Source organism: Microvirga sp. HBU67558, assembly GCF_018069605.1.
GTDB lineage: Bacteria > Pseudomonadota > Alphaproteobacteria > Rhizobiales > Beijerinckiaceae > Microvirga > Microvirga terrae.
On record NZ_JAGPUP010000550.1, the window covers coordinates 66,393 to 92,735 of the forward strand.

At 67.8% G+C, this 26,343-nt stretch carries 22 protein-coding genes and 1 tRNA gene; 11 read left to right on the forward strand and 12 right to left on the reverse strand.

The features are described 5' to 3' along the window. The first annotated feature begins 7 nt into the window (after positions 1 to 7). Together pxpB and KBI52_RS24225 are read left to right on the forward strand one after the other, a co-directional pair. A complete protein-coding gene (gene pxpB / locus KBI52_RS24220; RefSeq protein ID WP_173948500.1) occupies positions 8 to 769 on the forward strand; it encodes a 5-oxoprolinase subunit PxpB in 762 nt (253 codons plus the stop codon). Next, on the forward strand, positions 766 to 1,800 hold the full coding sequence (locus KBI52_RS24225; protein WP_210812005.1) for a biotin-dependent carboxyltransferase family protein: 1,035 nt from the start codon (positions 766 to 768) through the stop codon (positions 1,798 to 1,800). The genes pxpB and KBI52_RS24225 overlap by 4 nt, the downstream gene beginning before the upstream one ends. 37 nt (positions 1,801 to 1,837) lie before the next feature. Here the strand turns inward: KBI52_RS24225 and KBI52_RS24230 are convergent, their stop codons facing one another. From KBI52_RS24230 to KBI52_RS24240, 3 genes are all read right to left on the reverse strand, one after another. After that, on the reverse strand, positions 1,838 to 4,045 hold the full coding sequence (locus tag KBI52_RS24230; protein WP_173948475.1) for a malate synthase G: 2,208 nt from the start codon (positions 4,043 to 4,045) through the stop codon (positions 1,838 to 1,840). Positions 4,046 to 4,237: 192 nt separating this feature from the next. Then, positions 4,238 to 4,313: transfer RNA gene (locus KBI52_RS24235), tRNA-Ala, on the reverse strand. Positions 4,314 to 4,393: 80 nt separating this feature from the next. Then, positions 4,394 to 4,780, reverse strand: a complete 387-nt coding sequence (locus KBI52_RS24240) for a TIGR02300 family protein (RefSeq protein WP_173948476.1) — start codon at positions 4,778 to 4,780, stop codon at positions 4,394 to 4,396. 185 nt (positions 4,781 to 4,965) lie between these two features. Here KBI52_RS24240 and aroA point away from each other — a divergent pair, with 185 nt between their 5' ends. The 4 genes from aroA to KBI52_RS24260 all read left to right on the forward strand — a co-directional run bounded on the left by aroA (position 4,966) and on the right by KBI52_RS24260 (position 8,440). Then, positions 4,966 to 6,315, forward strand: coding sequence for a 3-phosphoshikimate 1-carboxyvinyltransferase (gene aroA / locus KBI52_RS24245; protein WP_173948477.1), 1,350 nt, complete (start codon positions 4,966 to 4,968; stop codon positions 6,313 to 6,315). Between the two features lie 7 nt (positions 6,316 to 6,322). After that, a complete protein-coding gene (cmk, locus tag KBI52_RS24250; RefSeq protein ID WP_173948478.1) occupies positions 6,323 to 6,964 on the forward strand; it encodes a (d)CMP kinase in 642 nt (213 codons plus the stop codon). 282 nt (positions 6,965 to 7,246) lie between these two features. Continuing rightward, a complete protein-coding gene (locus tag KBI52_RS24255) occupies positions 7,247 to 8,050 on the forward strand; it encodes a DUF1194 domain-containing protein (RefSeq protein ID WP_210812006.1) in 804 nt (267 codons plus the stop codon). A gap of 12 nt (positions 8,051 to 8,062) precedes the next feature. Further along, entirely contained in the window at positions 8,063 to 8,440 is a 378-nt protein-coding gene (locus KBI52_RS24260; RefSeq protein ID WP_173948480.1) for a methylglyoxal synthase, read from the forward strand. 218 nt (positions 8,441 to 8,658) lie between these two features. On the opposite strand, the gene hrpB is transcribed toward KBI52_RS24260, so the two are convergent. From hrpB to KBI52_RS24275, 3 genes are all read right to left on the reverse strand, one after another. Beyond that, on the reverse strand, positions 8,659 to 11,124 hold the full coding sequence (gene hrpB, locus KBI52_RS24265; RefSeq protein WP_210812007.1) for an ATP-dependent helicase HrpB: 2,466 nt from the start codon (positions 11,122 to 11,124) through the stop codon (positions 8,659 to 8,661). Between the two features lie 192 nt (positions 11,125 to 11,316). After that, a complete protein-coding gene (locus KBI52_RS24270; RefSeq protein ID WP_210812008.1) occupies positions 11,317 to 11,928 on the reverse strand; it encodes an HAD family phosphatase in 612 nt (203 codons plus the stop codon). Between the two features lie 194 nt (positions 11,929 to 12,122). Next, complete coding sequence (locus KBI52_RS24275) at positions 12,123 to 14,414, reverse strand: NADP-dependent malic enzyme (protein ID WP_173948483.1); 2,292 nt, start codon at positions 14,412 to 14,414, stop codon at positions 12,123 to 12,125. Positions 14,415 to 14,563: 149 nt separating this feature from the next. On the opposite strand from KBI52_RS24275, the gene mutS reads away from it, so the two are divergent. Beyond that, complete coding sequence (mutS, locus tag KBI52_RS24280; protein WP_210812009.1) at positions 14,564 to 17,290, forward strand: DNA mismatch repair protein MutS; 2,727 nt, start codon at positions 14,564 to 14,566, stop codon at positions 17,288 to 17,290. 23 nt (positions 17,291 to 17,313) lie between these two features. Here the strand turns inward: mutS and KBI52_RS24285 are convergent, their stop codons facing one another. Both KBI52_RS24285 and KBI52_RS24290 read right to left on the reverse strand, forming a co-directional pair. Continuing rightward, positions 17,314 to 17,766 (reverse strand): response regulator, encoded by a 453-nt coding sequence (locus KBI52_RS24285; RefSeq protein WP_173948485.1) that lies wholly within the window; start codon positions 17,764 to 17,766, stop codon positions 17,314 to 17,316. Beyond that, positions 17,759 to 18,859 carry a sensor histidine kinase gene (locus tag KBI52_RS24290; RefSeq protein ID WP_210812010.1) on the reverse strand — a complete coding sequence of 367 codons (1,101 nt, stop codon included), beginning with the start codon at positions 18,857 to 18,859 and terminating at the stop codon, positions 17,759 to 17,761. Before KBI52_RS24290 ends, KBI52_RS24285 begins: the two co-directional genes overlap by 8 nt. 251 nt (positions 18,860 to 19,110) lie before the next feature. On the opposite strand from KBI52_RS24290, the gene KBI52_RS24295 reads away from it, so the two are divergent. Together KBI52_RS24295 and KBI52_RS24300 are read left to right on the forward strand one after the other, a co-directional pair. Continuing rightward, positions 19,111 to 20,649 (forward strand): YifB family Mg chelatase-like AAA ATPase, encoded by a 1,539-nt coding sequence (locus KBI52_RS24295; RefSeq protein WP_210812011.1) that lies wholly within the window; start codon positions 19,111 to 19,113, stop codon positions 20,647 to 20,649. Positions 20,650 to 20,904: 255 nt separating this feature from the next. After that, the gene (locus KBI52_RS24300; protein WP_247654621.1) at positions 20,905 to 21,759 is read left to right on the forward strand and encodes a GNAT family N-acetyltransferase; all 855 of its coding nucleotides are present in this window, start codon (positions 20,905 to 20,907) and stop codon (positions 21,757 to 21,759) included. 4 nt (positions 21,760 to 21,763) lie between these two features. Here KBI52_RS24300 and queG read toward each other — a convergent pair whose 3' ends face one another. Together queG and KBI52_RS24310 are read right to left on the reverse strand one after the other, a co-directional pair. Then, positions 21,764 to 22,996, reverse strand: a complete 1,233-nt coding sequence (gene queG / locus KBI52_RS24305; protein WP_247654612.1) for a tRNA epoxyqueuosine(34) reductase QueG — start codon at positions 22,994 to 22,996, stop codon at positions 21,764 to 21,766. Beyond that, complete coding sequence (locus KBI52_RS24310; protein WP_247654613.1) at positions 22,894 to 23,586, reverse strand: glutathione S-transferase family protein; 693 nt, start codon at positions 23,584 to 23,586, stop codon at positions 22,894 to 22,896. The genes queG and KBI52_RS24310 overlap by 103 nt, the downstream gene beginning before the upstream one ends. A gap of 178 nt (positions 23,587 to 23,764) precedes the next feature. Between KBI52_RS24310 and KBI52_RS24315 the strand changes: the two genes are divergently transcribed. Further along, entirely contained in the window at positions 23,765 to 24,562 is a 798-nt protein-coding gene (locus tag KBI52_RS24315; RefSeq protein WP_173945103.1) for an undecaprenyl-diphosphate phosphatase, read from the forward strand. Here KBI52_RS24315 and KBI52_RS24320 read toward each other — a convergent pair. Together KBI52_RS24320 and nth are read right to left on the reverse strand one after the other, a co-directional pair. Continuing rightward, the gene (locus KBI52_RS24320; protein WP_173945104.1) at positions 24,553 to 24,891 is read right to left on the reverse strand and encodes a hypothetical protein; all 339 of its coding nucleotides are present in this window, start codon (positions 24,889 to 24,891) and stop codon (positions 24,553 to 24,555) included. The two genes, KBI52_RS24315 and KBI52_RS24320, sit on opposite strands and share 10 nt — an antisense overlap. Positions 24,892 to 24,949: 58 nt before the next feature. After that, positions 24,950 to 25,741, reverse strand: a complete 792-nt coding sequence (gene nth, locus KBI52_RS24325) for an endonuclease III (RefSeq protein ID WP_173945105.1) — start codon at positions 25,739 to 25,741, stop codon at positions 24,950 to 24,952. A 20-nt stretch (positions 25,742 to 25,761) separates the two neighbouring features. Between nth and KBI52_RS24330 the strand changes: the two genes are divergently transcribed. Then, positions 25,762 to 26,271, forward strand: a complete 510-nt coding sequence (locus tag KBI52_RS24330) for a DUF2244 domain-containing protein (protein WP_173945106.1) — start codon at positions 25,762 to 25,764, stop codon at positions 26,269 to 26,271. Positions 26,272 to 26,343 lie beyond the last annotated feature (72 nt).

Below are 26,343 nucleotides of genomic sequence, written 5' to 3' on the forward strand. Positions count from 1 at the left end.
ATATGAGATGCGGGATGTCGGGCCGTTCCGGATCGTCAACAGGTGCCTCGTGCCGACACCGAAAATACTTCCCTGCGGCGACAGTGCCGTGACCGTCGAGTTCGGAGAGACGATCGACCCGGACATCAACGGGATGGTTCTGGCGCTGGACGCCATCGTCAGGGCGCAGGCTCCCGCCGGCCTGATCGAGACGGTGCCGACCTACCGTTCCCTCACGATCCAGTTCGATCCGGCGACGACGGATTTCGACGCCCTCACCGGGCTCCTGGGTGACGCGACGAAGGACCTGGCCCCGCGCAGGGCGGTCGGCCGGCGCTGGCGCGTGCCGGTGGTCTATGGCGGCGAGTACGGCATCGATCTCGACGAGGTCGCGGGCCTGCACGGCCTGACGCCCAGCCAGGTGATCGAGATCCATTCCTCGGCCGTCTACCGGATCTACATGATCGGCTTCCTGCCGGGCTTCACCTATCTCGGCGGCCTCGACAGGCGGATCGCCACGTCGCGGCGGCTCCATCCTCGGGCCAAGATCCCGGCCGGCACGATCATGATCGGCGGCGAGCAGGCGGGGATCGCCCCCATGGACATGCCGAGCGGCTGGCACAATCTCGGCCTGACGCCCGTCCGGCCCTATGCGCCCGGGCGCGATCCGGTCTTCCTGTTCGCGGCCGGCGACGAGATCGTGTTCGAACCCGTCGACGCCTCGCGCTGGGAGGCCCTGGAGAAGGCCGTCCGGGCCGGAGAGCCGGTCGCCGAGGAGGTGCGCCCATGACCGATCTCGTCATCAAATCCTGCGGCCCCATGACGAGCCTGCAGGATCGCGGGCGCATCGGCTACCAGGGCTTCGGCGTCTCCCCGTCCGGAGCCATGGACCGCCGCGCCCTGGCCGTGGCGAACACCCTCGTCGGCAACCCGCCCGAGACGGCGGCCGTGGAATTCATGAATCTCGGCGGCGCGTTCACCTGCGAGGGCGGGGACATGCACGTGGCGCTCGCGGGCGCCGGATGCTCGCTGAGCATCGACGGAACGCCCGTTGCGCCGCAGACCTCCGTCGTGCTCAAGGAGGGGCAAAGTCTGGAGGTCGGCCATCCGCGCACCGGCACCTTCGCGTATCTGGCGGTCGCCGGCGGCATTGCGGTCGAGCCGGAACTCGGGAGCCTCTCGTTCCATCTGCGCTCCCGGCTCGGCGGCCTGAAAGGCTCGCCTCTGAAGGCGGGAGATCGCCTCCCTGCCCTCCCCGAGGCCCAGGACCGCGAGCCGATGCAGCTTGCCGTCGACCTCCTGGAGGAGACGGGCCCGATCCGGGTCATGCTCGGCCCGCAGGACGATTATTTCACGCCGGAAACTATTTCGTTGCTTCTGGAAAGTGAATTCACCGTCAGCCCGCAGGCCGACCGCATGGGCTTCCAGCTCACCGGTCCGCGCCTCGAGCATTCCCGGGGCTTCAACATCGTGTCGGACGGGATCGTGGACGGCCATATTCAGGTGCCGGGCAGCGGCCAGCCCATCGTGCTCATGCGCGACCGGCAAACGGCCGGGGGCTACCCGAAGATCGCCACGGTGATCAGCGCCGATCTCGCCCGTTTCGCGCAGCTGCGCCCGGGGATGGGCCTGCGCTTCGAGGCGGTGGAGCGGGACGCGGCCGTCGCGGCCGCACGCCGGCTCAAGGACTGGATCGCGTCCCTGCCCGCGAGCCTGACGCCCGTGCGATTCGCGCTCACGACCGAGCATCTGTTGAGCCGCAACCTGATCGGCGGCACGGTCGACGCGCTCGCGCCCGCCCCGGCCGATGTGAACGATTGAACGAAAAGGGCGCCGCACCCGCGACGCCCTGGTCTGCTTATTTCGCTTTTGTCTTGACGCCGCTTTCCTCGCTGCGGTCCGGCGCTCCAGCGGCCTTGGCCTCGCGGCGGCGCGCGTGCAGGATCCATTCGGTGTAGCCGTTGGGCTGTTCCGCGCCCTTGAAGATCAGGTCGCAGGCGGCGTTCCAGGCCGGGCCCTCGAATTTCGGCGTCATCGGACGATAGAGCGGGTCGCCCCCGTTCTGCCGGTCCACCACGGCCGCCATGCGGCGCAGGGTCTCCATCACCTGGTCCTTGGACACGATGCTGTGGCGCAGCCAGTTGGCGATGTGCTGGCTCGAGATGCGCAAGGTGGCCCGATCCTCCATCAGGCCGACATCGTGGATGTCCGGCACCTTGGAGCAGCCGACGCCCTGGTCGATCCAGCGCACCACGTAGCCCAGGATGCCCTGGCAGTTGTTGTCGAGCTCCTGCTGCACCGCGTCCGGCGCCCAGTTCGACTGCGACACCGGAATGGTCAGGATGTCGGTGAGCTTCGCGCGCGGACGCTCCTTCAGCTCCTCCTGGCGCACGGGAACGTCGATCTCGTGGTAGTGCAGCGCATGGAGCGTCGCGGCGGTGGGCGACGGCACCCAGGCGGTGTTGGCGCCGGCCTGCGGATGGCCGATCTTCTGCGCCAGCATGTCGGCCATCTTGTCAGGCGCCGCCCACATGCCCTTGCCGATCTGTGCCTTGCCGGGCAGGCCGCAGAGGAGGCCCACATCCACGTTGTTGTCTTCGTAGGCTTTGATCCAGGCGGTCGACCTCATGTCGTTCTTGCGGATCATCGGGCCGGCTTCCATGGACGTGTGGATCTCGTCGCCGGTACGGTCGAGGAAGCCCGTGTTGATGAACACGATGCGGTCGCTCGCCGCCTTGATGCAGGCCTTGAGGTTGACGGTGGTGCGCCGCTCCTCGTCCATGATGCCCATTTTCAGCGTGTTGCGGGCAAGCCCCAGCATGTCCTCGACGGCGGCGAAGAGATCGTTCGCGAAGGCGACCTCGTCGGGCCCGTGCATCTTGGGCTTCACGATGTAGACCGAGCCCGCGCGGCTGTTGCGGATCGGCCCGGAGCCCTTCAGGTCGTGGATGGCGATGAGCGACGTGACGGCGGCGTCGAGGATGGTCTCGGGGATGTCCCGGCCTTCCTCGTCCAGCACCGCATCGGTGAACATGTGGTGGCCCACGTTGCGCACCAGCATGAGGCTGCGCCCGTGCAGGCGCAGTTCGCCGCTGTTGGGCATGGTGTAGACCCGGTCCGGGTTGAGGTGGCGCTCGACGGTCTTGCCGCCCTTCTCGAAGGTCTCGACGAGGTCGCCCTTCATGAGCCCGAGCCAGGTGCGATAGATCTGCACCTTGTCCTCGGCATCCACCGCGGCGACCGAGTCCTCCAGGTCCATGATCGTGGAAATGGCCGATTCCAGCACCACGTCGGCGATGCCGGCGGGATCCTCGGCGCCAATCGGGTGCGAGCGGTCGATGCGGATGTCCAGGTGCAGGTTGTTGTGGCGCAGGAGCACGGAGGTCGGGTTGGCCGCCTCGCCCTGGTAGCCGATGAACTGGGTCGGATCGATCAGGCCGGTCTCGGTGCCGTCCTGCAGGGTGACGAAGAGGGCCCCGCCCTGGTCCGCATAGGAAACCGCGTCCCGGTGGCTGCCGGCGGCGAGCGGCGCCGCCCGGTCCAGCACCTCGCGGGCGCGCTCGACCACCTTGGCGCCGCGGGCCTTGTTGTAGCCGCCGGACCGGGGGGCGCCGTCCTCCTCCGGGATGGCGTCGGTGCCGTAGAGCGCGTCATAGAGACTGCCCCAGCGGGCATTGGCGGCGTTGAGCGCATAGCGGGCATTGGAGACCGGCACCACGAGCTGGGGGCCGGCGATCCGGGCGATCTCGTCGTCCACATGCTGTGTCTGGACGGTGAAATCCTCGGGCTCGGGCAGGACGTAGCCGATGTCGCGCAGGAAACGCTCGTAATCCGCCTGATCGAAGGCCTTGCCGGCCCGGCCGCGGTGGTACTCGTCGATCTGCGCCTGGATCCTGTCCCGCACGGCCAGAAGCTCGCGGTCGCGGGGCGCGAAATCCCGGACGAGCCCGGCGAGGCCGCTCCAGAAGACGGCGCTCGAAAGCCCCGTGCCGGCAATCGCCTCCCGTTCGATGAAATCGTGAAGAACCGATGCAACCTGGAGGCCGTTCGTCTGGACGCGCGTCATCGTTCCCGCTTTCGGTGGCTAAAGGACATTGCCTTAGCTTAAGGCGCTGTGACTAAAAATGAAGATCGCGTCCGCTTCCATGCGAAAAAGGGCGGACGATCGGGCCCGAATCCTATGCTTTAGATGTACGTCCGGCGGTCCGAATCGGGTCCGAAACAAAAAAGCCGCCTGAGCGGCGGCTGTTTTGGGAATTGGTGGAGCCAGGCGGGATCGAACCGCCGACCTCTTGCATGCCATGCAAGCGCTCTCCCAGCTGAGCTATGGCCCCATCTCGATCCGCGGTGCCGGGCACCGCGGGGTCTGCCGTGTTCGGCAGAGGCGTCTCTATAGTCGCCTCTGCTTCGAGGTTCAAGCCTCTTCGTCGTCTTCCAGATCGCTGTCGATCAGATCCGACACGTCGTCGTCGCCCTCTTCCTCGTCCTCGAGGAAGGTGTCGTCGTCGGCCACGTCGTCGCCCACGTCGATATCGTCGTCGACCGGGACGTCCTTCTCGTTCTCGCCGGCCTCGACCTCGTCGAGGGACACCATCTCCGGCCCGGTCGCCTCGAGCTCGGTCTCGTCGTCGTCATCGGGGGCGGCGGCGCGCGCCACCACGGGAGCGGCCACCCGGCTCATGGCCACGGCCTGGAAGACGGTGCCGCATTTCGGGCAGACGGCCGGGTCCTTGTTGAGATCGTAGAATTTCGCGCCGCAGCTCATGCACTGGCGCTTCAAGCCGAGTTCCGGTTTGGCCACGGGTGATTGCCTTGTGAGTGTGAATGGTCGGGAACGCTCCGTTAGTCGTGAGGGGGTGCCTTGTCAAATAGGAAATTGCAAGAGAGCCCCGGGCCTGCGCCAGCTTGCGCGTGACGGCGGGAAAACCGCATGTTAGGAGCCCGCCCTGATCAGAAGCCTCAAGGAACTCGAGCAAGGACCCGAGAATGTCGCACGCGCACGGATCGCCGTCACCGGTCGCCAGCAGGCCTGGAACGCCCCTGAAGGGGCGCATCCGCGTTCCCGGCGACAAGTCGATTTCTCACCGCTCCATGATCTTCGGCCTCCTGTCCATCGGCGAGACCCGGGTCGAGGGTCTGCTCGAAGGCGACGACGTGCTGCGCACGGCGGAAGCCTGCCGGGCTCTCGGAGCCGCCATCACCCGCGAGGCGCCCGGCCGGTGGCGGATCACCGGCGTGGGGATCGGCGGCCTGACCGAGCCCCAGGACGTTCTCGATTTCGGCAATGCGGGCACCGGCTCGCGCCTGATGATGGGCGTGGCCGGAAGCCATCCGATCACCTCGACCTTCGACGGCGACGCCTCCCTGCGCAAGCGTCCCATGCGCCGGATCCTCGATCCGCTCGTTCAGATGGGCGTGACCGTCGTGAGCGAGGCCGAGGGCGGACGGGTCCCGCTGACCCTCCGCGGCCCGAAGGAGACGATCCCGATCACCTACGAGACCCCGGCGGCCTCGGCCCAGATCAAGTCGGCGATCCTGCTCGCCGGCCTCAACTCCCCCGGCAGGACCACGGTGATCGAGCGCGAGGCGACCCGCGACCACACGGAACGGATGCTGCGCCATTTCGGAGCGAGCGTCGAGGTCGCCCCCCACGGGGCCGACGGCCGCGCCATCACGCTCCAGGGCCAGCCCGAGCTGCGCGGCACCGACATCGTGGTGCCGACCGATCCCTCCTCGGCGGCCTTCCCCCTGGTGGCGGCCCTGATCACGCCGGGCTCGGACGTGGTGCTCGAGGGCGTGATGATGAACCCCCTGCGCACCGGCCTCATCACGACCCTGATCGAGATGGGCGCCTCCATCGAGCGCCTGAACGAACGGGACGAGGGCGGCGAGACGGTCGCGGACCTGCGCGTCCGCCACAGCCGCCTCACCGGCGTGACGGTTCCCCATGCCCGGGCCCCGGCCATGATCGACGAATACCCGGTCCTGGCGGTCGCCGCCGCCTTCGCCGAGGGCACGACCCGGATGCAGGGGCTCCACGAGCTGCGCGTCAAGGAATCCGACCGGCTCGCGGCGGTTGCGGCCGGTCTGGCCGAGGCCGGCGTCGAGCACGAGATCCAGGGCGACGACCTGCTCGTTCACGGCTCGAACGGCAAGGTCCGGGGCGGCGGCAATCCGGTGGCGACCCATCTCGACCACCGCATCGCCATGTCGTTCCTGGTCATGGGCCTGGCCACGGCCCAGCCGATCACGGTGGACGACGGCGCCATGATCGCGACGAGCTTTCCTTCCTTCATCCCGCTCATGCGCGAGCTCGGCGCCACGATCCAGGATTAAGCTGGCCATGATCATCGCCATCGACGGCCCCGCCGCCTCGGGCAAGGGAACCCTGGGCCGGCGCCTGGCCGAGCATTACGGCTTCGCCCATCTCGACACCGGCCTGCTCTACCGGGCGGTCGCCCGCGTGCTCATGGACCGGGGCATTCCGCTCACGGACCGGGATGCGGCCGCGGAGGTGGCCCGGAACCTGGACGTCAGCCATCTGGAGGACGATTCACGCCTGCGCGGCGCCGCCATGGGCGAATCCGCCTCCGTGGTGTCGGCCTACCAGCCGGTCCGGGATGCCCTGCTGGCCTTCCAGCGCCAGTTCGGCGCCCAGGCGCCGGGCGCGGTGCTCGACGGCCGGGACATCGGGACCGTGGTCTGCCCGGATGCGGACGTGAAGCTCTTCATCACGGCCGCCCCGGAGGAGCGGGCGCGCCGGCGTCACCGGGAGCTGCTGAGCCGGGGCGAGCAGGCGGAATACGAGACGATCCTGGTGGATATCCGCCGCCGGGACGAGCGCGACATGAACCGCAGCACCGCTCCGCTCAAGGCGGCTGCCGATGCCATGACCCTGGACACGACGCATCTGGATGCCGACGGCGCCTTCCAGGCCGCGCTCGATCTCGTGGAGCGCCGGCAGCCTTCGAAGACCCGCGGTTAGACCTCCTTCAATTCTCCGTCATCGCCGGGCTTGTCCCGGTGATCCCGCTCCTGTCGTGCGCCGCGCCTTTCCGATCGGGATGGCCGGCACAAGGCCGGCCATGACGGGGAGCCCATGACGGGGAGGAATGCGCCCGCCCCGTGTCTCCCTGCGATCGAGGGACGGACCGGAATCCCCGCCATCGTCATACCGGAGGCCGCCCCTGGTCCCGGCCTGTCCTTGCCTTACTTTCAGAAGCTGGCACACTTCCATGACCTATCCGGCTCCGAGAAGGAGATACCGATGGTTCGTTCCGGCTTCATCCGTCTCGTCGCAGGGCTGGCCTGTCTTTGCGCGCTCGTGGCTCTGCCGGCCCAGGCCCAGACGGAGACCGAAGTCGACCTCGCTCTCGTCCTGGCGGTCGACATCTCCTTCTCCATGGACACGGACGAGCAGGCCCTGCAGCGGGAGGGCTTCGCCCAGGCGTTCCGGTCTAAGCTCGTCCACGATGCGATCCGCGGCGGAATGCTGGGCCGCATCGCCGTCACCTACATGGAATGGGCCGGCTCGCCGGACCAGAAGGTGATCGTTCCCTGGACGGTTCTCGACAATTCCGAGAGCCTGATGGCCTTTGCGGACAAGATCGCGTCCACGCCCCTGCGCCGGGCGCAGAGGACCTCGATCTCCAGCGCCATCGATTTCAGCGTGAAGCTTCTCGAGGAGAGCGGCATCAACGCGACCCGGCGGGTCATCGACGTGTCGGGGGACGGCCCCAACAACCAGGGGCGGCTCGTGATCGAGGCCCGGGACGCGGCCCTCGCCAAGGGGATCACCATCAACGGCCTGCCGATCATGCTGCGCCAGCCCGGCTATCTCGACATTCCGGATCTCGACATCTATTACAAGGACTGCGTCATCGGCGGCCAGGGTTCGTTCACCGTTCCGGTGCGCGAGCGCGACCAGTTCATCGAGGCGATCAAGACCAAGATCCTGCTGGAAGTCGCCAACCTGATGCCTGACCGGCCCCTGATCGACCGCATCCAGTCCCCTCCGCGCACCAACTGCATGGCCGGCGAGATGCAGTGGCGTGACCGCTGGAGCAATTGAACTGTCCTGCCCATGAAACAACTGACGCTGGCGCTCGTGGCCCACGACGCCAAGAAGGACGACATGGCCAACTTCGTGGCCAAGTATGAAAACGACATCCGCCCCTTCGCCCTCTTCGCCACCGGCACCACCGGCGGGCGCGTCATGGAACGCTGCCCGTCCCTCTCGGTTACGCGGTTGAAGAGCGGCCCGCTCGGCGGCGACCAGCAGATCGGCGCCATGATCGCCGAGGGAGAGATCGACGCGCTGTTCTTCTTCGTCGATCCGCTCTCGCCCCATCCCCACGACGTGGACGTGAAGGCGCTGATGCGTCTCGCCCTCGTCTACAACATCCCCATGGCGCTGAACCCCGCCACGGCGGAACGGCTGATCGAGTCGTTCCGAGATTAGCGGATCACGTTCTCGTCCTTCGCGCGGAGAGCCGAAGGTAAGAGTCGCATTGTCGGAACTCTGTGCCTGAAGACCGGCAATGCACGACCACGTCATCACCGGCCTTTTGCCGGTGATCCCGACCCGAAGAAGCGCTGCGCTTCACCGGATCGAGATGGCCGGTTCAAGTCCGGCCATGACGGAAAGGTGCCCCCCGGTCGGACCGCCCCGCAAGCTTCTCACGCCCCGCGCGGCTTGGCGCGCCGCGTCGGCGGAGCCGTCAGCGGGTCCTCGGGCCAGGGATGCTTGGGATACTGCCCGCGCATGTCGGCCCGCACCGCCGCCCAGGAGCCGCGCCAGAAGCCCGGCAGGTCGCGGGTGATCTGAATCGGGCGGTGGGCCGGGGACAGCAGGTGCAGGATGAGCGGCACGCGCCCGGCCGCGATGGTCGGATGCTTGTCGAGGCCGAACAGCTCCTGCACGCGCACGGCCAGAACGGGCCCCTCCTCGGCTCCGTAATCGATCGGGATCTGCGATCCGGTCGGCACCTCCACATGGGTCGGCGCCTCCGTCTCGAGACGCCGCTGCAGGTTCCAGGGCAGGAGCGCGCGCAGGGCCTCGCTCAGGAGATCGGGGCCGATGTCGTTCAAGCCGGCTCTGCCGACGAGATGGGGCGCCAGCCATTCCTGGGCCGTCCGGCTCAGGGCCTCGTCGGACAGGTCGGGCCATTCCTCGCCCTCGGCCTTGCGGAGGAACATCACGCGCTCCCGCCATTGCGCGAGCGCCTTCGACCACGGCAGGGCGTCGAGCCCCAGGGACACGAGACCTTCGGCCAGGGCCCGCGCCGCCTCGTCGGTCGCCGGTACTCTCAGAGGACGTTCGTTCAGGAGCAGGGCTCCGAGACGGCGGACGCCGCGCGCCCGGAGAGCCTTTGCCTGTCGGTCGAAGACGATCTCGTCACGCTGCTCGATCATCGCGCCGAACAGGCGGTCGATCTCGTCGGGCGACAGGGCGGCGGCGGCCAGAATGCGCGCCGAGGCGGCCCCGCCGGCGATCTCCGCGACGGCGAGGAAAGGCTCCCGCGCCAGCCGTTCATGCGCTTCGAGCGCGGCGCCGCGCCCGTTGGCCATGAGGTACTCGCCCGGTTTGCCCCGCGCCTTCGCAATCCGGTCGGGAAAGGCCAGCGTCATCAGCGCGCCGAAGGAATGCGGGTCGCTGGTGGCTGCGCGTGCCCCGCCCTTCGCCCAGCCCTCCGCCATGCGCCGCATGTCCTGCGCCCGGCCCGATCGGTCGCGCCGGAAGCGCTCGACCCGGTCGGCGAGGTCGACCGCGTCGCCACCCAGGCCGCGCTCGACGAGAACGGCCGCGAGATCCGCCGCTTCGCGCGCCTGCCCGCTTTCGCCCGCGGCCAGAACCATGCGGGCCAGGCGCGGCGGCAGGGGCAGGTCGCGCAGGCGCCGGCCCGTGTCGGTGATGCGTCCGTCGGCATCGAGAGCGCCGAGCTGCTGCAGCAGCGTCCGGGCTTCCTTAAGGGCCGGCGCCGGCGGCGGATCGAGAAAGGCGAGCGCCGTCGGGTCGGCGACGCCCCAGGCAGCGCAGTCGAGGAGCAGGGGCGCGAGATCGGCCGAGAGTATCTCCGGCCGGGCGAAGGGTTCGAGCGCGCCGGTGGCGGCCTCTTCCCAGAGTCGGTAGCACACGCCCGGCTCGGTGCGGCCGGCGCGGCCCCGGCGCTGATCGGCGGCGGCGCGGGAGACGCGCACCGTCTCCAGGCGCGTGAGCCCGATATTCGGCTCGTAGACCGGCACTCGGGCGAGCCCCGAATCGATCACGACCCGGACGCCCTCGATGGTGAGCGAGGTCTCGGCGATGGAGGTGGCGAGCACCACCTTGCGCCGTCCGGGCTTGGCCGGACTGACGGCGAGATCCTGCTCGCCTCGCTCCAGGGCGCCATAGAGCGGCGCGAGGTCGACCGCGGGATCGGAGATGCGCTCGCGCAGCAGGGTCTCGACCCGGCGGATCTCCCCCTGCCCCGGCAGGAAGACCAGGATGGAGCCGCTCTCGGCCCTCAAGCCGCGCATGACCGCATCCGCCACCTGCTCGTCGATGCGCCGGTTGGGATCGCGCCCCAGATAGCGGGTCTCGACCGGATAGGCGCGGCCTTCCGACTCCACGACGGGAGCTTCGTCCAGCAGCCTCGCCACCCGGGCTCCATCCAGGGTCGCCGACATGACGAGGAGGCGAAGATCCTCCCGCAGGCCTCCCTGCGCATCGAGAGCGAGCGCGAGGCCGAGATCCGCATCGAGGGAGCGCTCGTGGAACTCGTCGAAGAGCACGGCCGCAACGCCGTCGAGGGACGGATCGTCCAGGATCATGCGGGCGAAGACGCCCTCGGTGACGACCTCGATGCGCGTCTTGCGGCTGATCTTGGAGCCCAGGCGGACGCGCAGGCCCACGGTTTCCCCAACCGCCTCTCCGAGCGTCTGCGCCATGCGGGCGGCGGCAGCCCGCGCGGCCAGGCGCCGGGGCTCCAGCACGATGATCTTTCCCCCGTTCGCCCAGGGCTCGTCGAGAAGCACCAGCGGCACCCTGGTGGTCTTGCCGGCCCCGGGAGGGGCGACGAGCACGGCGTTGGGACCCGTGCGCAGGCGCGCCGTCAGATCCGCGAGGACGTCGTCGATCGGAAGGGAGGTGTCGAAAACCCGCATGCCGCCTGATGGCGCAAGCGAGCCGGGAGAGCAAGGGGCTTGGGACGTGCTGTCATTCCCGGCCTATGGCCGGCGGAGCAACACCCGCCTCGTCATGGCCGGGGCGGGCCCGGCCATGACGATTGGAAAGGCCCGGCGCATCACAGAAGCGAGGTCACCGGCACAAGGCCGGTGATGGACGTGGGAGCGATGTCACACCGGAAAGCCGTAGTCCCGCAGTTCCGCCGCCAGATCGATCCCGTCGACGCAGTGGATCGCCTGCATGCCGATGACGCGGGCGGCCTCCACATTGGCGCTGGAATCGTCGATGAACACGCAGTCTTCCGCCTTCAAGCCATAACGGTCGAGCAGCAGACGGTAGATGGCCGGATCGGGCTTGAGGAGGCGCTCGTCGCCCGACACGACGACGCCGTCGAACCCCGACAGGAACGGGAAGCGCTTCTGGGACTGGATGAATTTGGGGCCGGAAAAATTCGTGATGCAGTAATTGGGAACGCCGGCTTCCCGCAGGCGCAGCAGCAGGTCCACATGCTCCTCGAAGATTCCGGAAACGGTCTCGTCCCAACGCTCGTGGAACGCCCGGATCTGGGTCTCGTGCGTCGGGTGATCCTTGACGAGCAGAGCCACGGCCTCGTCCCAGTCGCGCCCCCGGTCCTGCTCCACGTTCCAGTCCGGGGTGCAGACATGGGTGAGGAACCACTCCATCTGGCCCTCGTCGTCGAAGATCCGGCGATAGAGATTGCGCGGGTCCCAGCGCAGCAGGACGTTGCCGATGTCGAACACGACGGTGGTAGGCTGCCCCATGGTCTCGATGCTTTCCTTGACCTCTCGTCGGGGATGTTTAGCCCTCCGAGGGCACTCGCGCCACTCTCACAATTGACGGGCAGACACAGAAATCCGAGCGACTGAACAGGCCTGACCATGAACCGGGGCTGACGCTTGGCCGCGCGAGAGGCGAACTCCCTCCATGACGAGCCATGGAGGGAGCCGGGCGGACTTCAGCCGCCAATATTGTAGGCCGCGAGCGCCGCCATGTTGACGATGTCGCTGTCGGTCGCCCCGAGGGAGACGATCTGCACCGGCTTGTCGAGACCGACCACGAGCGGGCCGAGCACCATCGCGCCGCCGAGCTCCTGCAGCATTTTGGTCGAGATCGAGGCCGAATGGAACGCCGGCATGACGAGCACGTTCGCCGGTCCCTTGAGGCGGGAGAACGGGTATTGCGCCATCACGTCCCGATTGAGCGCCACGTCGGCCGACATCTCGCCGTCATACTCGAAATCGACCCGCATATCGTCGAGGATCTCGACGGCCTCCTGGATCTTCTCCGCGCGCTCCGCTTTCGGATGGCCGAAGGTCGAGAACGAGAGAAGCGCCACCCGCGGCTCGTAGCCAAGGCGGCGGGCGACGCCGGCGGACTCGATAGCGATCTCCGCGAGTTCCTGCGCGCTGGGCATCTCGTGAATGGCGGTGTCGGCTACGAGAACCGTGCGGCCGCGCGCAAGGCACAGAGACACGCCGATGACGCGGTGCCCGGGCTTGGCGTCGATCACGTGGCGCACGTCGGCGAGCGCCGTCGAGTAGTTGCGGGTCGCGCCCGTCACCATGGCGTCCGCATCGCCCAGGGCCACCATCGAGGCGGCGAAGTGGTTGCGGTCCTGGTTGATCATGCGCTGGCAGTCGCGGAACAGGTAGCCCTTGCGCTGCAAGCGCTCGTACAGAAACTGCGCGTAGGTCGCGTTGCGCTGGGACAGGCGCGCGTTGTGGATCTCGATGCCCTCGCGGCCTTCGAGCTCGATTCCCGCCTGAGTGGCCGTTTCCTGGATGCGATCCTCGCGGCCGACCAGAATGGCCTTGCCGAGGCCCTGGTTGACGAAGGACAGGGCCGCGCGGATCACCTGCTCCTCCTCGCCCTCCGCAAACACGACGCGCTTCGGGAACTTGCGTACGCGCTCGAAGATGCGGTTGAGGGTGCCGGCCACCGGATCGCGTCGCGCGGAGAGCTGGGCCTTATAGGACCGCATGTCGACGATCGGACGGCGCGCGACGCCCGTGTCCATGGCGGCTCGCGCCACCGCCATGGGAATGGTGTGGATCAGGCGCGGGTCGAAGGGCACCGGGATGATGTACTCGCGCCCGAAGCGGGGACGCGAGCCCTGGTAGGCGGCCGCCACTTCATCCGGGACATCCTCGCGGGCGAGCTCCGCCAGCGCCTGGGCGGCGGCGATCTTCATCTCCATGTTGATGGTCGTGGCCTGAACGTCGAGCGCGCCGCGGAAGATGTAGGGAAAGCCCAGGACATTGTTGACCTGGTTCGGATAATCGGAGCGGCCCGTCGCGATGATGACGTCGTCGCGGATGCGCGCCACTTCCTCCGGGGTGATCTCCGGGTCCGGGTTGGCCATGGCGAAGATAATCGGGTTGGGCGCCATGGAGCGGATCATCTCGTCGGTGAACGCCCCCTTGGCCGAGAGGCCGAACACCGCATCGGCGCCGTTCAGCGCATCCGCGAGAGTGCGGGCGTCCGTCTGGGCCGCATGGGCGGATTTCCACTGGTTCATGCCCTCGGTGCGGCCCTGGTAGATCACGCCCTTGGTGTCGCAGAGGATGACGTTGTTGGGCGCAAAGCCCATGGCTTTCAGGAGCTCCGTGCAGGCGATGCCGGCGGCGCCCGCGCCGTTCACCACGAGCTTGGTCTTCGCCATGTCGCGGTCGGTCAGATGGAGCGCATTGATGAGGCCCGCCGCCGCGATGATGGCCGTGCCGTGCTGATCGTCATGGAACACGGGAATGTCCATCAGTTCCCGCAGGCGTTCCTCGATGATGAAGCATTCCGGCGCCTTGATGTCCTCGAGATTGATGCCCCCGAAGGACGGGCCGAGATAGCGCACGCAGTTGATGAAGGCGTCCGCATCCTCCGTGTCGACCTCGAGGTCGATCGAATCCACATCGGCGAACCGCTTGAAGAGAACGGACTTGCCCTCCATGACCGGCTTCGAGGCGAGCGCCCCGAGATTGCCGAGGCCCAGGATCGCGGTCCCGTTCGAGATCACCGCCACCATGTTGGACCGGGTGGTATAATCGAAGGCCAGGGACGGGTTTTCCGCAATCGCCAGCACCGGCACCGCGACGCCCGGCGAGTAGGCGAGCGACAGGTCGCGCTGGGTCGCCATGGGTTTCGTCGGGACGACTTCGAGCTTTCCGGGTCGTCCCTGGGCGTGGAACTGCAGCGCCTCCTGATCGGTGAAGGTGGGACGCTTGCGGCGGATCGGGCGCTGATCGTCGGTCATGAGATATGGTTTCTTTTGTTGCGGGGCGTTTCCAAAGGGGGATGCGACCTTAAGGCATAGGGGGCGCCTTCCTCAAGACTTGTCCACATCCGCCCTTCGGACCCCATGACACGGATGAAAGGGCGGGCCGGCTTTGCTAAACAGGGTGGATGTCGTCCCAAGCCGCCTACAAATCCCCCGAGACCACCTCGCCGAACGCCGCGCCGGCCTCCGCGCCCGCGCAGGACAGCCGCGTCACGCCCATGATGGCGCAGTACATCGAGATCAAGGCGGCCAATCCGGACAGCCTGCTCTTCTACCGGATGGGCGATTTCTACGAATTGTTCTTCGAGGATGCCGAAATCGCCAGCCAGGCGCTCGGCATCGTGCTGACCAAGCGGGGCAAGCACCAGGGGCAGGACATCCCCATGTGCGGCGTGCCCGTGGAGCGGGCGGACGACTACCTGCAGCGGCTCATCGGCCTCGGCCACCGGGTCGCGGTCTGCGAGCAGACCGAGGATCCGGCCGAGGCCAAGAAGCGTGGCTCGAAATCCGTCGTGCGCCGCGACGTGGTCCGCCTCGTCACCCCCGGGACGATCACCGAGGAGCGCCTGCTGGAGCCGGGCCGGGCCAATTATCTGCTGGCCATCGCCCGCCGCCGCGCCTCCGATACGCAATGGTGCTACGGCCTGGCCGCCGTCGACATATCCACAGGCCATTTCGTGCTGAGCGAAACCGACGGCACGGGCCTGTCCGCCGAGATCGCCCGCTTCGAGCCGCGCGAGATCCTGGTGCCGGACGTCATTCACGACGATCCGGAGCTCAGGAGCTTCTGGCAGGAGACCCGTGCATCCATCACGCCGCTGTCCCGCGAGGGCCTCGATCCGGCCTCCGCCGAGCGGCGGCTCAAGGATTATTTCGGAGTCGCGACCCTCGACGCCTTCGGGGCCTTCAGCCCGGCCGAGATCACCGCTGCGGGCAGCGCCCTCTTCTACGTCGAGAAGACGCAGATCGACAGCCGCCCGGCCCTGAACCCGCCCGCCCGAGACACCTCCGGGGCGGCGCTTGCGATCGATGCCGCCACCCGGGCCAATCTGGAGCTGACCCGCACCCTTTCCGGCGAGCGGACGGGGAGCCTGCTCGCCACCATCGACTGCACGGTGACGCCGGGCGGCGCCCGGCTTCTCGCGGAGCGTCTCGCCGGCCCCCTCACCCATCCGGGCCAGATCCGGGACCGGCAGGATTCGGTCACGGCCCTCGCGGAGAACAACGACCTGCGCGACCGCCTGCGGCGCATCATCAAGCGCTCGCCCGATCTGGCCCGCGCCCTCTCCCGGCTGAGTCTCGGGCGCGGCGGACCGCGCGACCTGGCCTGCGTGCGCGACGGCCTGTTCGCGGCCCGCGAACTCGGTCTCGAACTGGCGATCGCCCCCAATCTGCCGACGGAGCTGTCCGCAGCCGCGCAGGTGCTCCAGGGTCTTCGCACGGACGTGGCGGACCGGCTCGCGGCTGCCCTTGCCGACGAGTTGCCCCTGCTCAAGCGTGATGGCGGCTTCGTCCGCGCGGGGTTCGACCCGGCCCTCGACGAGCTGCGCGACCTGCAGCAGGATTCCCGCCGCTTCATCGCGGCCCTTCAGGCGCGCTACGCCACCGAGACCGGCTGCCGCTCCCTGCGCGTCAAGCACAACCACATGATCGGCTACTTCGTGGAGGTGCCGCAGAATGTGGGTGAGGACCTGCTGAAGGAGCCGTTCAAGGATGTCTTCGTCCACCGCCAGACCATGGCGGGCGCCATGCGCTTCTCCACGCTGGAGCTCGGCGAGCTCGAAGCGAAGATCGCGTCTGCGGCCGACCGGGCGCTGAAGATCGAGCTCGCCCTCTTCGACGAGATGGTGCAGGCCCTGCTGGACCTGGCAGGCGACGTGGCGGCTGCCGCCGAAGCCGTTGCGGTCATCGACGTGACTGCGGCTCTCGCCGACCTCGCCATGCGACTGGACTGGACGCGGCCCGTCGTCGACACCAGCCTCGCCTTCACCGTCAAGGGCGGCCGCCACCCGGTCGTCGAGGCAGCCCTCAGGCGCGAGGGCACGCCCTTCATCGCCAACGATTCGGACCTGTCAGGGAAAAGCGCCGGCCATATCCTGCTGATCACCGGCCCCAACATGGGCGGCAAGTCCACCTATCTGCGCCAGAACGCGCTGATCGTGGTGCTGGCCCAGATGGGATCCTACGTGCCGGCCAAGGAGGCCCATATCGGCATCGTCGACCGGCTCTTCTCCCGCGTGGGCGCTGCTGACGATCTGGCGCGGGGCCGCTCGACATTCATGGTCGAGATGGTGGAGACCGCCGCGATTCTCAACCAGGCAACCGCGCACTCGCTCGTCATCCTCGACGAGATCGGCCGCGGCACCGCCACCTTCGACGGTCTCTCCATCGCCTGGGCGGCCATCGAGCATCTGCACGAGTCCAATCGCTGCCGGGCCCTGTTCGCCACCCATTTCCACGAGCTGACCGCCCTCGCCGAGCGGATGCCGCGCATTTCCAACGCGACCCTGAAGGTAACCGAATGGAACGGCGAGGTGGTGTTCCTGCACGAGGTGGTGCCGGGCGCCGCCGACCGTTCCTACGGGCTGCAGGTGGCGCGTCTGGCCGGCCTGCCCGCCCCCGTCGTCGAACGGGCGAAGACGATCCTGAGCGAGTTGGAGAAGTCGGACCGCGAAGCACCCAAGCGCGCCCTTTTCGACGACCTGCCCCTGTTTGCGGTTCCCGCCCGCGCCGAGCCGGTGCCGCCTCCGAAGCATGACGTCCTGCGGGAGGCGCTCGATGCCCTGGATCCCGACGCGATGACGCCGCGCGAGGCGCTCGATGCGCTCTACCGCCTCAAGGCGCAGAGATAGCCTGCGGCATCGGGGGAGGCGTATCAGGAGACCTGCGAATTACGCTCACGAGGGGCTGCGCCGAAAGGGACGAAGGTCACCGTCCGTGCATCGTCGGGCTCACGCAGCTGCCCGGCCGTGACATAGCCTAAGGCCTCGCGGACACCGCGTTCCGTGTAGGGCTTGGCGATCACCCCCCAGGCGCCGGCGAAATCCTCCGGGATGCGCTTGGTGTTCGCCGTCATGAACAGCACGGTGACCTGGAGCTCGGCTGCGAGGCGGCGCGCGACATCGACCCCTGTGGGCCCATCGGCCAGATGGATGTCGACGAAGGCCAGATCAGGCTTGAGTTCGCGGCCACGGGCAAGAGCCTCCCCGGAGGAAGCCGCGATCGCGACGACGTCGTGGCCCAGATCCTGCAGCAGGCTTTCGAGCTCGAGCGCGATCAGGATCTCATCCTCGACGACGAGGATACGCAACGGCTTCTCGCTACTCAAACCGGGTCTCCTCCGCGTCGACGGGTATCACGATCTCAGCGCGTGTACCTGGCTTCCTGTCGTGCCAAGTCAACCGCCCCTTCAACTGATGGACCAACATCGTGATCAAGGTTTTTCCAAAACTTCCCTCGGGCGGAGGCGAATGATCGAGGCCGACGCCATCGTCCTCGACGGCGATTTGCACGCCGTTTTCGACCCGCTCGATTGCGATTGTCAATCGGCCCCGGCGGCCGTTTGGGAAAGCATGCTTAACCGCATTGCCGACCACCTCGTTCAGCAGAAGAGCCAGAGCGGCCGCCTTGGCGGCCGGAACGCCGAGGGGCTCGGCCTGAAGGTCGAGATCGACCTGCCCCTTCGGCAGGGTCGCGGCCAGGTCACCGGCGAGTTCCGTGGCGAACTCCTTCAGGTTGAACCGGGTCGTGTCCCCGGCCCCATGGAGGAGCCGGTGCGCTGCTGCGAGTGCGCCGACCCGCTCGGCCAGGTCCTGGAGGACCTTTCGCGCTTCCGGGTCCTGAAGACGTCGCGCCTTCAGGAGGACCAGGGAGGCGATCATCTGGAGGGAGTTCTTGGCCCGATGCTCGACTTCGTGGAGCAGCGCCGTCTTCTGCTCGAGCGCCAGGCGAAGATCCTGGATCCGCCGCTCGGCCTTCTCGTCCAGGAGCGTCCCCGCGTCAAAGCGATCCCGGTCGGGCGGCTTCGTCGCGCCGGCGCCGTTCAGCAGCACGGTCACCGACCGCAGCTGGCCGGCCTCGTCATGGACCGGTGAGAGGGACAAGGTGCTCCAGAACGGGGATCCGTCCGTCCGGCGCCCCCGGAAGGCGGTTTCGAGCGCCTCTCCGCGACGCAACGCGGCATCGATCGCGCTGAAGGACGCCGGACCCGCATCGGGGGCCTGAAGCAGGTGCCAGCCGCGGCCGAGCACCTCGTCCGGGGAATGGCCGGTCAGATCGAAGAAGGCCGGATTCGCGAAGACGACGGGAGCCGGCGTCCGGCTCGGGTCGACCATCAGGACGGGCACGCGCAAGGAATGGAAGGCGGCCCTGAAGGAGGCCTCCTGGGAGTCCGACGGTGCAACGTGGGTTTCGGCCAGCATTACGATCTCTGGACGCCGTTCGAGATCTCGTGGACAAACCGCGCTTTCCCGCCTGAGAAGAAAATCTGCCCCATCGATGGTAGAACCCTTGCGCCTGCGCAATTTTTTCGAGGCTTGACTCGCAGCGCAGTAGGACTCAACGCGATGGCGGCGGCAGGGTTCCGCCGGTTCGACAGGCCACCCGTTGATGCAACACTATCGCGTTTTGGTCGAGTGCGCTAACATCGGTTCCGTCAGGGAGAAAGAGCCGGATGGTTACGCGCGTTTCCACTGTTGCGTTCGAAGGAATCGAGGCGCGCGCAGTCGATGTTCAGGTCCAGATCACGCCCGGCACCGTCGCGTTCACGATCGTCGGCCTGCCCGACAAGGCGGTGGCGGAATCCCGCGAGCGCGTCCGCTCAGCCCTGATCGCCTCCGGCCTCGCCCTGCCGGCAAAGCGGATCACGGTCAATCTCGCCCCGGCCGATCTGCCGAAGGAAGGCAGCCACTACGACCTGCCAATCGCCCTTGGAGTCATGGCGGCCATCGGGGCCGTTCCGGCGGATGCGCTCGCCGGTTTCACGGTCCTGGGCGAACTGGCGCTCGACGGCACCGTCACGTCGGTGGCGGGTGTCCTGCCCGCCGCCATGGCGGCCTATGAGCGCGAGCACGGGCTGATCTGTCCCGAGGCCTGCGGGTCCGAGGCCGCCTGGGCCGGCAGCGACATCGAGATCCTGGCGCCGCGCTCCCTGATCCAGCTCGCCAACCACATCAAGGGCACCCAGGTGATGGCGCGGCCGGAGCCGACCATCATGCCGGCCTCCGGCTCTCTGCCGGACCTGCGCGACATCAAGGGCCAGGAGAGTGCGAAGCGCACCCTCGAGATCGCCGCGGCCGGCTCCCACAACCTGCTCATGAACGGCCCGCCTGGCGCCGGCAAATCCATGCTCGCCCAGCGGCTGCCGTCCATCCTGCCACCGCTCTCGCCGCGGGAATTGCTGGAAGTGTCGATGATTCAGTCGGTGGCGGGCCTCCTCGCGGACGGCGCACGCTCCAACCGCCGTCCATTCCGGGCTCCGCATCACTCGGCCTCCATGGCAGCGCTCGTGGGCGGTGGCCTCAATGCCCGTCCCGGCGAGGCCTCCCTGGCGCACCATGGCGTGCTCTTCCTCGACGAGCTGCCGGAGTTCCAGCCTCAGGTCCTCGATTCCCTGCGCCAGCCACTGGAAGCCGGCGAAATCCTGATCGCCCGGGCCAATCATCGCGTTACCTATCCGGCGCGCTTCCAGCTCGTGGCGGCGATGAATCCCTGCCGCTGCGGACAGGCGACCGAGCCGGGCTATGTGTGCCGTCGCCAGCCGAACGAGCGCTGCGTCGCGCAATATCAGGCACGCCTGTCCGGCCCGCTCCTCGACCGCATCGATCTCGCCATCGAGGTTCCCGCGGTCACGGCCGCCGACCTCATCCTGCCGGCGCCCGTGGAGGGCTCGGCCGAGGTGGCGGCCCGCGTCGCCCGGGCCCGGGAGCGGCAGGCGAAACGCTATGCGGGCCTGAACCTCGAAGGCGTCGCGACCAATGCGGCCTGCCCGCCGGCACTCCTCGAGGAGATGGCCCGGCCCGACCCGGAGGGCCTGTCCCTCATCCGCGACGCTGCCAACGCCATGCGCCTGTCGGCGCGCGGCTTCCACCGCGTGCTCAAGGTGGGTCGCACCCTTGCCGACCTCGACGGGGAGGATTGCGTCCGGCGCATCCATGTGGCGGAAGCCCTGTCGTACCGCGCCCATGGGGACCGGCGCCCTGCAGCCGCCTAGGAGGTCTCCTCAGGGCCACACGCCGCCTTGCGGACACCCGTGCCGATCTCGATATTTTCCACCGGGACGCTTATGTTTTCTGTCACAAAACAGTTTGGAATGGGTTTTATGTCAGGGTTGAAGCGGGACGGCACCGCGGCCGATCCCTTCCCGGAGGCACGACCCTGTGAGGCAGCGATGAACCTATCTCCGTTGAACGAGGCAGCCGATCGTCCTGCTTGGCTGGGTGTGCGCCCGTATGGCCTGACTCAGTTCATGCCCGGCAAGGACCGGATCGTGCGCGATTACGGCAGCCTCGATCCCGTGCTCGGCCGGATCGGCTCGCTTGAAGTGCGCCTTGCAACCACCGTCAAGGAGATTAGGAAGGCGCAGCGCCTGCGCTTCAAGGTCTTCTACGAGGAGATGTCAGCCTCCCCCAGCGGCGCGGCCCTGATCTCGCGCCGGGACGTGGATGCTTACGATTTCATCTGCGACCACCTTCTCGTGCTCGACCACGACGTGAAGCCCAAGGCCTTTCGCCCGGCGAAGCCGAAGGTGGTGGGAACCTACCGGCTTCTGCGCCAGGACGTAGCGGCCCGGCATGGCGGCTTCTACACCCGCGGCGAGTATGACATCGCTCCCCTGTTCAAGGCGCATCCCGGTCTGCGCTTCCTGGAACTCGGCCGCTCCTGCGTGCTGGAGGCCTACCGCACCAAGCGCACCGTCGAGCTGCTCTGGCACGGCATCTGGGCCTATGTCCTCCACCACAAGATCGACGTGATGCTGGGCTGCGCGAGCCTCGTGGGCACGGAGCCGCAGGATCTGGCGCTGCCCCTGAGCTTCCTGCACCATTATGCGGCCGCCCCGGCCGAGTGGCAGGCCCGCGCGCTGCCGGAGCGCTTCACCGCGATGGACATCCTGCCCAGGGATGCCGTCGATCCGAAGGCTGCGCTCCACGCGCTGCCGCCCCTGATCAAGGGCTATCTGCGCCTCGGCGCCACGTTCGGCACGGGTGCGGTAATCGACCGGCAGTTCGGCACCACGGACGTGCTCGTCGTCCTGCCGGTCAAGGCGATCAACCCGCGCTACATCGACCATTTCGGCCCGACGGCGAACCGCCACGCGGCCTGAAGGCTCACGCCGACGCCGCGAAGACGCGGCGCCATTCCTCGCGCACGTCCGGATCCTCTTCGCGCTCGAGCCGCCCGGCCGCATGGCGGCCGACCGTATCCGGCGGAAGCAGCCGGCCGATGGCCCAGGCGGCCATGGCCCGCACGAGCGGCGAGGCGTCGTCGAGAAGGCGCAGGGCCTCGTCGGCCAGGGCCGCATCGCCCGAATTGCCGATCGCGATGAGCACGTTGCGGACGAAGCGGTCGCGGCCGGTGCGCTTGATCGGGGTGCCGGAGAAGCGGGCCCGGAAGGCGGGATCGTCGAGCCGCGCCAGGTCCCGGAGCGGCAGTGCCGTCAGATCCTCGCGCTGCACGAGCCGCGCCTCCCGTCCCGCCTGGGCGAACTTGTTCCACGGGCAGACGGCGAGACAATCGTCGCAACCGAAGATCCGGTTGCCGATGCCCGGCCGCAGCTCGTCCGGAATGTGCCCCTTGTGCTCGATGGTCAGATACGAGATGCAGCGGCGCGCATCGAGCCGGTAGGGCGCGGGAAAGGCCTGCGTCGGGCAGACGTCGAGGCAGCGCCGGCACGAGCCGCAGCGGTCGCGCTCCGGCTCGTCGGCCGGGAGTTCCGCCGTGGTGAAGATGGCGCCCAGGAACAGCCAGTCGCCGAACTCCCGCGAGACCACGACCGTGTGCTTGCCTTGCCAGCCGAGGCCGGCGGCCTCAGCGAGCGGCTTCTCCATCACGGGTGCGGTGTCGACGAAGACCTTCACGTCGGACGAGGCCTTCGCGGCGAGGAAGCCCGCCGCCTCCTTGAGCTTGCCCTTGATCACGTCGTGATAGTCGCGGTTGCGGGCATAGACCGAGATGTAGCCGCGATCCCTTTCGGCGAGTTCGGTCAGCGGGTCGTTGTCGGGACCGTAGTTCAGCCCGAGCAGGATGACGCTGCGCACCTCGGGCCACAGAACCCGCGGGTCGGCCCGGCGCTCCGCCGTCTCGGCCATCCAGTCCATCGATCCGTGATGGCCGGCCTCGAGCCAGGCGTTGAGCCGCTCGGGAGCCAGCGGGATCGCGTCAGGCCTGGCGATGCGAACCGCATCGAAGCCGAGCGCCTTCGCCCGCTCGACGAATGCCTGCTTGAGAGCCGTGACGTCTAGAAATCCAGGTTGTCGTAATGCTCCGCCGGCGCCATCCCCGGCACCCGGTCCGCGAGGAGCGCGCGGAAGGACGGCCGGGACTTGATCCTGGCGTACCAATGCTTCGCTGTTTCGTCCTCGTCCCATGGCACGTCGCCGAGATAATCCACCACCGACAGATGGGCGGCCGCCGCCAGATCCGCATAGGTCATCTGGTCGCCGGCCAACCAATTTCGCTGGGAAATCAGAAAACCGATATATTTGAGATGGTATCGCACATTGGTCTGGGCGGCGCGAATCGCCCCCATGTCGGGCGGGCCGCCGCCCAGCTCGATGGGCATGAACCGCTTATAGATCTTTTCCGTCGCGAGGTAATCCGAGACCTCGCCGTGGAACTTCACCAGGAACCAGTCGAGCAGGCGGCGGACCTCGACCCGCTGCGCGAGATCCCGCGGCAGGAAGCGCCGGTCCCGCATATCCTCGCCCCGCGTCTCGTCAATGTACTCCGCGAGGCAGAAGGGGGCCGCCACCGCGAGCCCGTTATCGTCGACGAGAAGCGGCAGATTCCCGGCCGGGTTGATCTCGAGAAAGGAGATGCGCCGGTCCCACGGCTTCTCCTCGACCACATCCGGCTCGAGACCGAGCTCCGCGAAAACGAGACGCGCGAACCGCGACTGCGGACAGAACGGATAAGAATGCAGGATGGCCATGAATCTATGAGTGATGCGAAACAGGCGGCGAGAATAAGGCCGTGCTTCGTTAAGGGTTGGTAAGGAATATTGGTGAATCTCATGTCCGTGATGCACAAGGGTCACGTTGGCAGCGCAAACCTTGCTTGACAGACACGGCGTGCTCCCGCATCTGGCGCCGTTTCCAGGATTTTCAACGATGTCGCAAATCATCGAGGCGCTCTTTCTCGGCCTCATCGAGGGGCTGACGGAATTTCTTCCGGTCTCCTCCACGGGTCATCTTCTCCTCGTCGGCCACTTCCTCGGCTTCGAGTCGACGGGCAAGACCTTCGAAGTCCTGATCCAGCTCGGCGCGATCCTGGCGATCCTGTCCGTCTACTTCAACAAGCTCTGGTCCATCGCCCGGGCCCTGCCGTATGACCCGATGGCGCGCCACTTCGTCGTCGGCGTGCTCGTGGCCTTCCTGCCGGCGGCCGTGATCGGCGCGGCGCTGCACGGCTTCATCAAGGAGGTGCTCTTCGATCCCTGGATCGTGTGCACGACCCTGATCATCGGCGGCTTCGTGCTTCTCGGCATCGACCGCCTGCCGCTCGAAGCGACCAAGACCGACGCGACCCGCTTTCCGATTTCGATGTATTTCAAGATCGGCCTCATCCAGTGCGCCGCCATGGTGCCGGGCGTCTCGCGGTCCGGCGCGACCATCGTGGGCGCCATGCTGATGGGCGCCTCGAAGCGCGCGGCCGCGGAATTCTCGTTCTTCCTCGCCATGCCGACCATGGCCGGGGCGTTCGCGTACGATCTCCTGAAGAACTACAAGTTCCTCTCCGCGAACGACGTGGCGATCATCGGGGCCGGCTTCCTCTCCGCCTTCATCGCGGCGCTCCTCGTGGTGAAGCTGCTCCTGGACTACGTGTCCCGGCACGGCTTCACGCCCTTCGCCTATTGGCGCATCCTCGTGGGCGCGGCGGGCCTCGCCGGCCTGATCGTCTACGGCTGAGCGATGCCGGTGCGCGACGAGGCCCTGGCGATCACGCTCTCCATCGCGGCCGCCCTGCTGATGGTGGTCCTCGCGGTCATCGCGGGGGCGAGCGCCGGTCCGGCACCGACGGCCGAGGCCGGGCCACCCGATCCCGCCTGCGTCGAATGGACCGACAGCTGCGTGGTCTGCTCCCGGTCGCCAGGCGGACTCGCCTGCTCGACGCCGGGGATCGCCTGCACCCGGGGCGCACCGCGCTGCCTGCGGCGGTAGCGGGTTTCGACGGATCGACCGGGCCCCTTCCTGACATTCTTCCTGCCATCCCGATGCAGAAAAGCGCAACGCCCCAAACAACCGGGATCACCGGCACGGGGCCGGTGACGACGTCGAGTGCTCGGAGGCCAGACCCTACGGAATCGTCTTGTCCGGGTAGCGGCACAGGTCGTTGACCGGGCAGCGCCAGCACTCGGGCCGGCGGGCCTTGCAGATGTAGCGCCCGTGCAGGATCAGCCAGTGATGGGCGTGAAGCCGGAACTCGTCCGGGATCAGGGCTTCGAGCGCCTCCTGCGTTTCCAGCGGCGTCCGGGTGATCGCCAGCGGCAGCCGGTTGGTGACCCGGAAGATGTGCGTGTCCACCGCCACGCGCGGATCCCCGAAGGCGATGTTGACCACGACGCTCGCGGTCTTGCGCCCGACCCCCGGCAGGGTCTCCAGGATCTCGACGGAATTGGGCACCTCGCCGCCGAATTCCTCTGCGAGGCGCCGGGCCGCCGCGATCACGTTCTTCGCCTTGGTGTTGAAGAAGTTCAGCGTCCTGATGTGCTCGCGCAAGCCCTCCTCGCCCAGATCGAGCATCCTCTGGGGCGTGTCGGCGACGGGAAACAGGTTCCGGGTCGCCTTGTTGACGCCGACATCGGTCGCCTGCGCGGAGAGCGCCACAGCGACGAGCAGCGTGTAAGGGTTCGTGTAATCGAGTTCGCCCCTGGGCTCGGGATTGGCCGCACGCAGGCGCCGGAAAATCTCGACCATCGTGGCCGTGTCGACCGGCTTCGGGGTGCTGGCCTTCAGGGCCCGGCCGACTGTCTTCGCCGGGACGGCGGGCGGGGCCTTGGGTTTGGCCCCGGGCTTGACCTTGGGCTTGGCCTTGGGCTCGGCTTTCGCCTTGGAACTGCGGCGGGGGGCAGGCTTCAGATCGGACATTTCTGCGTTATACTTGAGGCATGACCAGCGGCAAGGCGACAGATGGCGGGATCGACCGGTTCGAGCAGCCGGTGTTTTCGGCCGTGATCCGCCCGCACCGGTCCCTGAGCCCGCAGGGTTTCAGGATCGTCATGGTGCTGGTCTGCCTCGTCTCGGTGGTGGCGAGCCTGCCCTTCGTGATCATGGGCTTCTGGCCGGTCGCCGGATTCTTCGGCCTCGACTTCCTCGGCCTCTACATCGCGTTCCGGGTCAGCTACCGCCAGGGCGAGGCGTTCGAGCTCCTAGAGCTGACGCCGATCCGCCTCCTGTTCCGCAAGGTAAGCCCTCGCGGCGAGGTGAAGGACTGGCAGTTCAACCCGCTTTGGACCCGGCTCGACCGACAGGTCGACGACGAATACGGCATGCAGCACCTTTCGCTGACCTCCCGCAACAGGCAGGTCGAGATCGCCCGCGACCTGTCTCCGCCCGAACGCGAGACCCTGGCGGAGGCCCTCGGCCGGGCCCTGGCGGATGTGAAAAGGGGCCATTGAGACAACTCCAGCACCTGTGGGCCCGCAGCTTGCGCTGCGAGCCTTCAGGATGATCGAGGGTGGCGCGAGTGG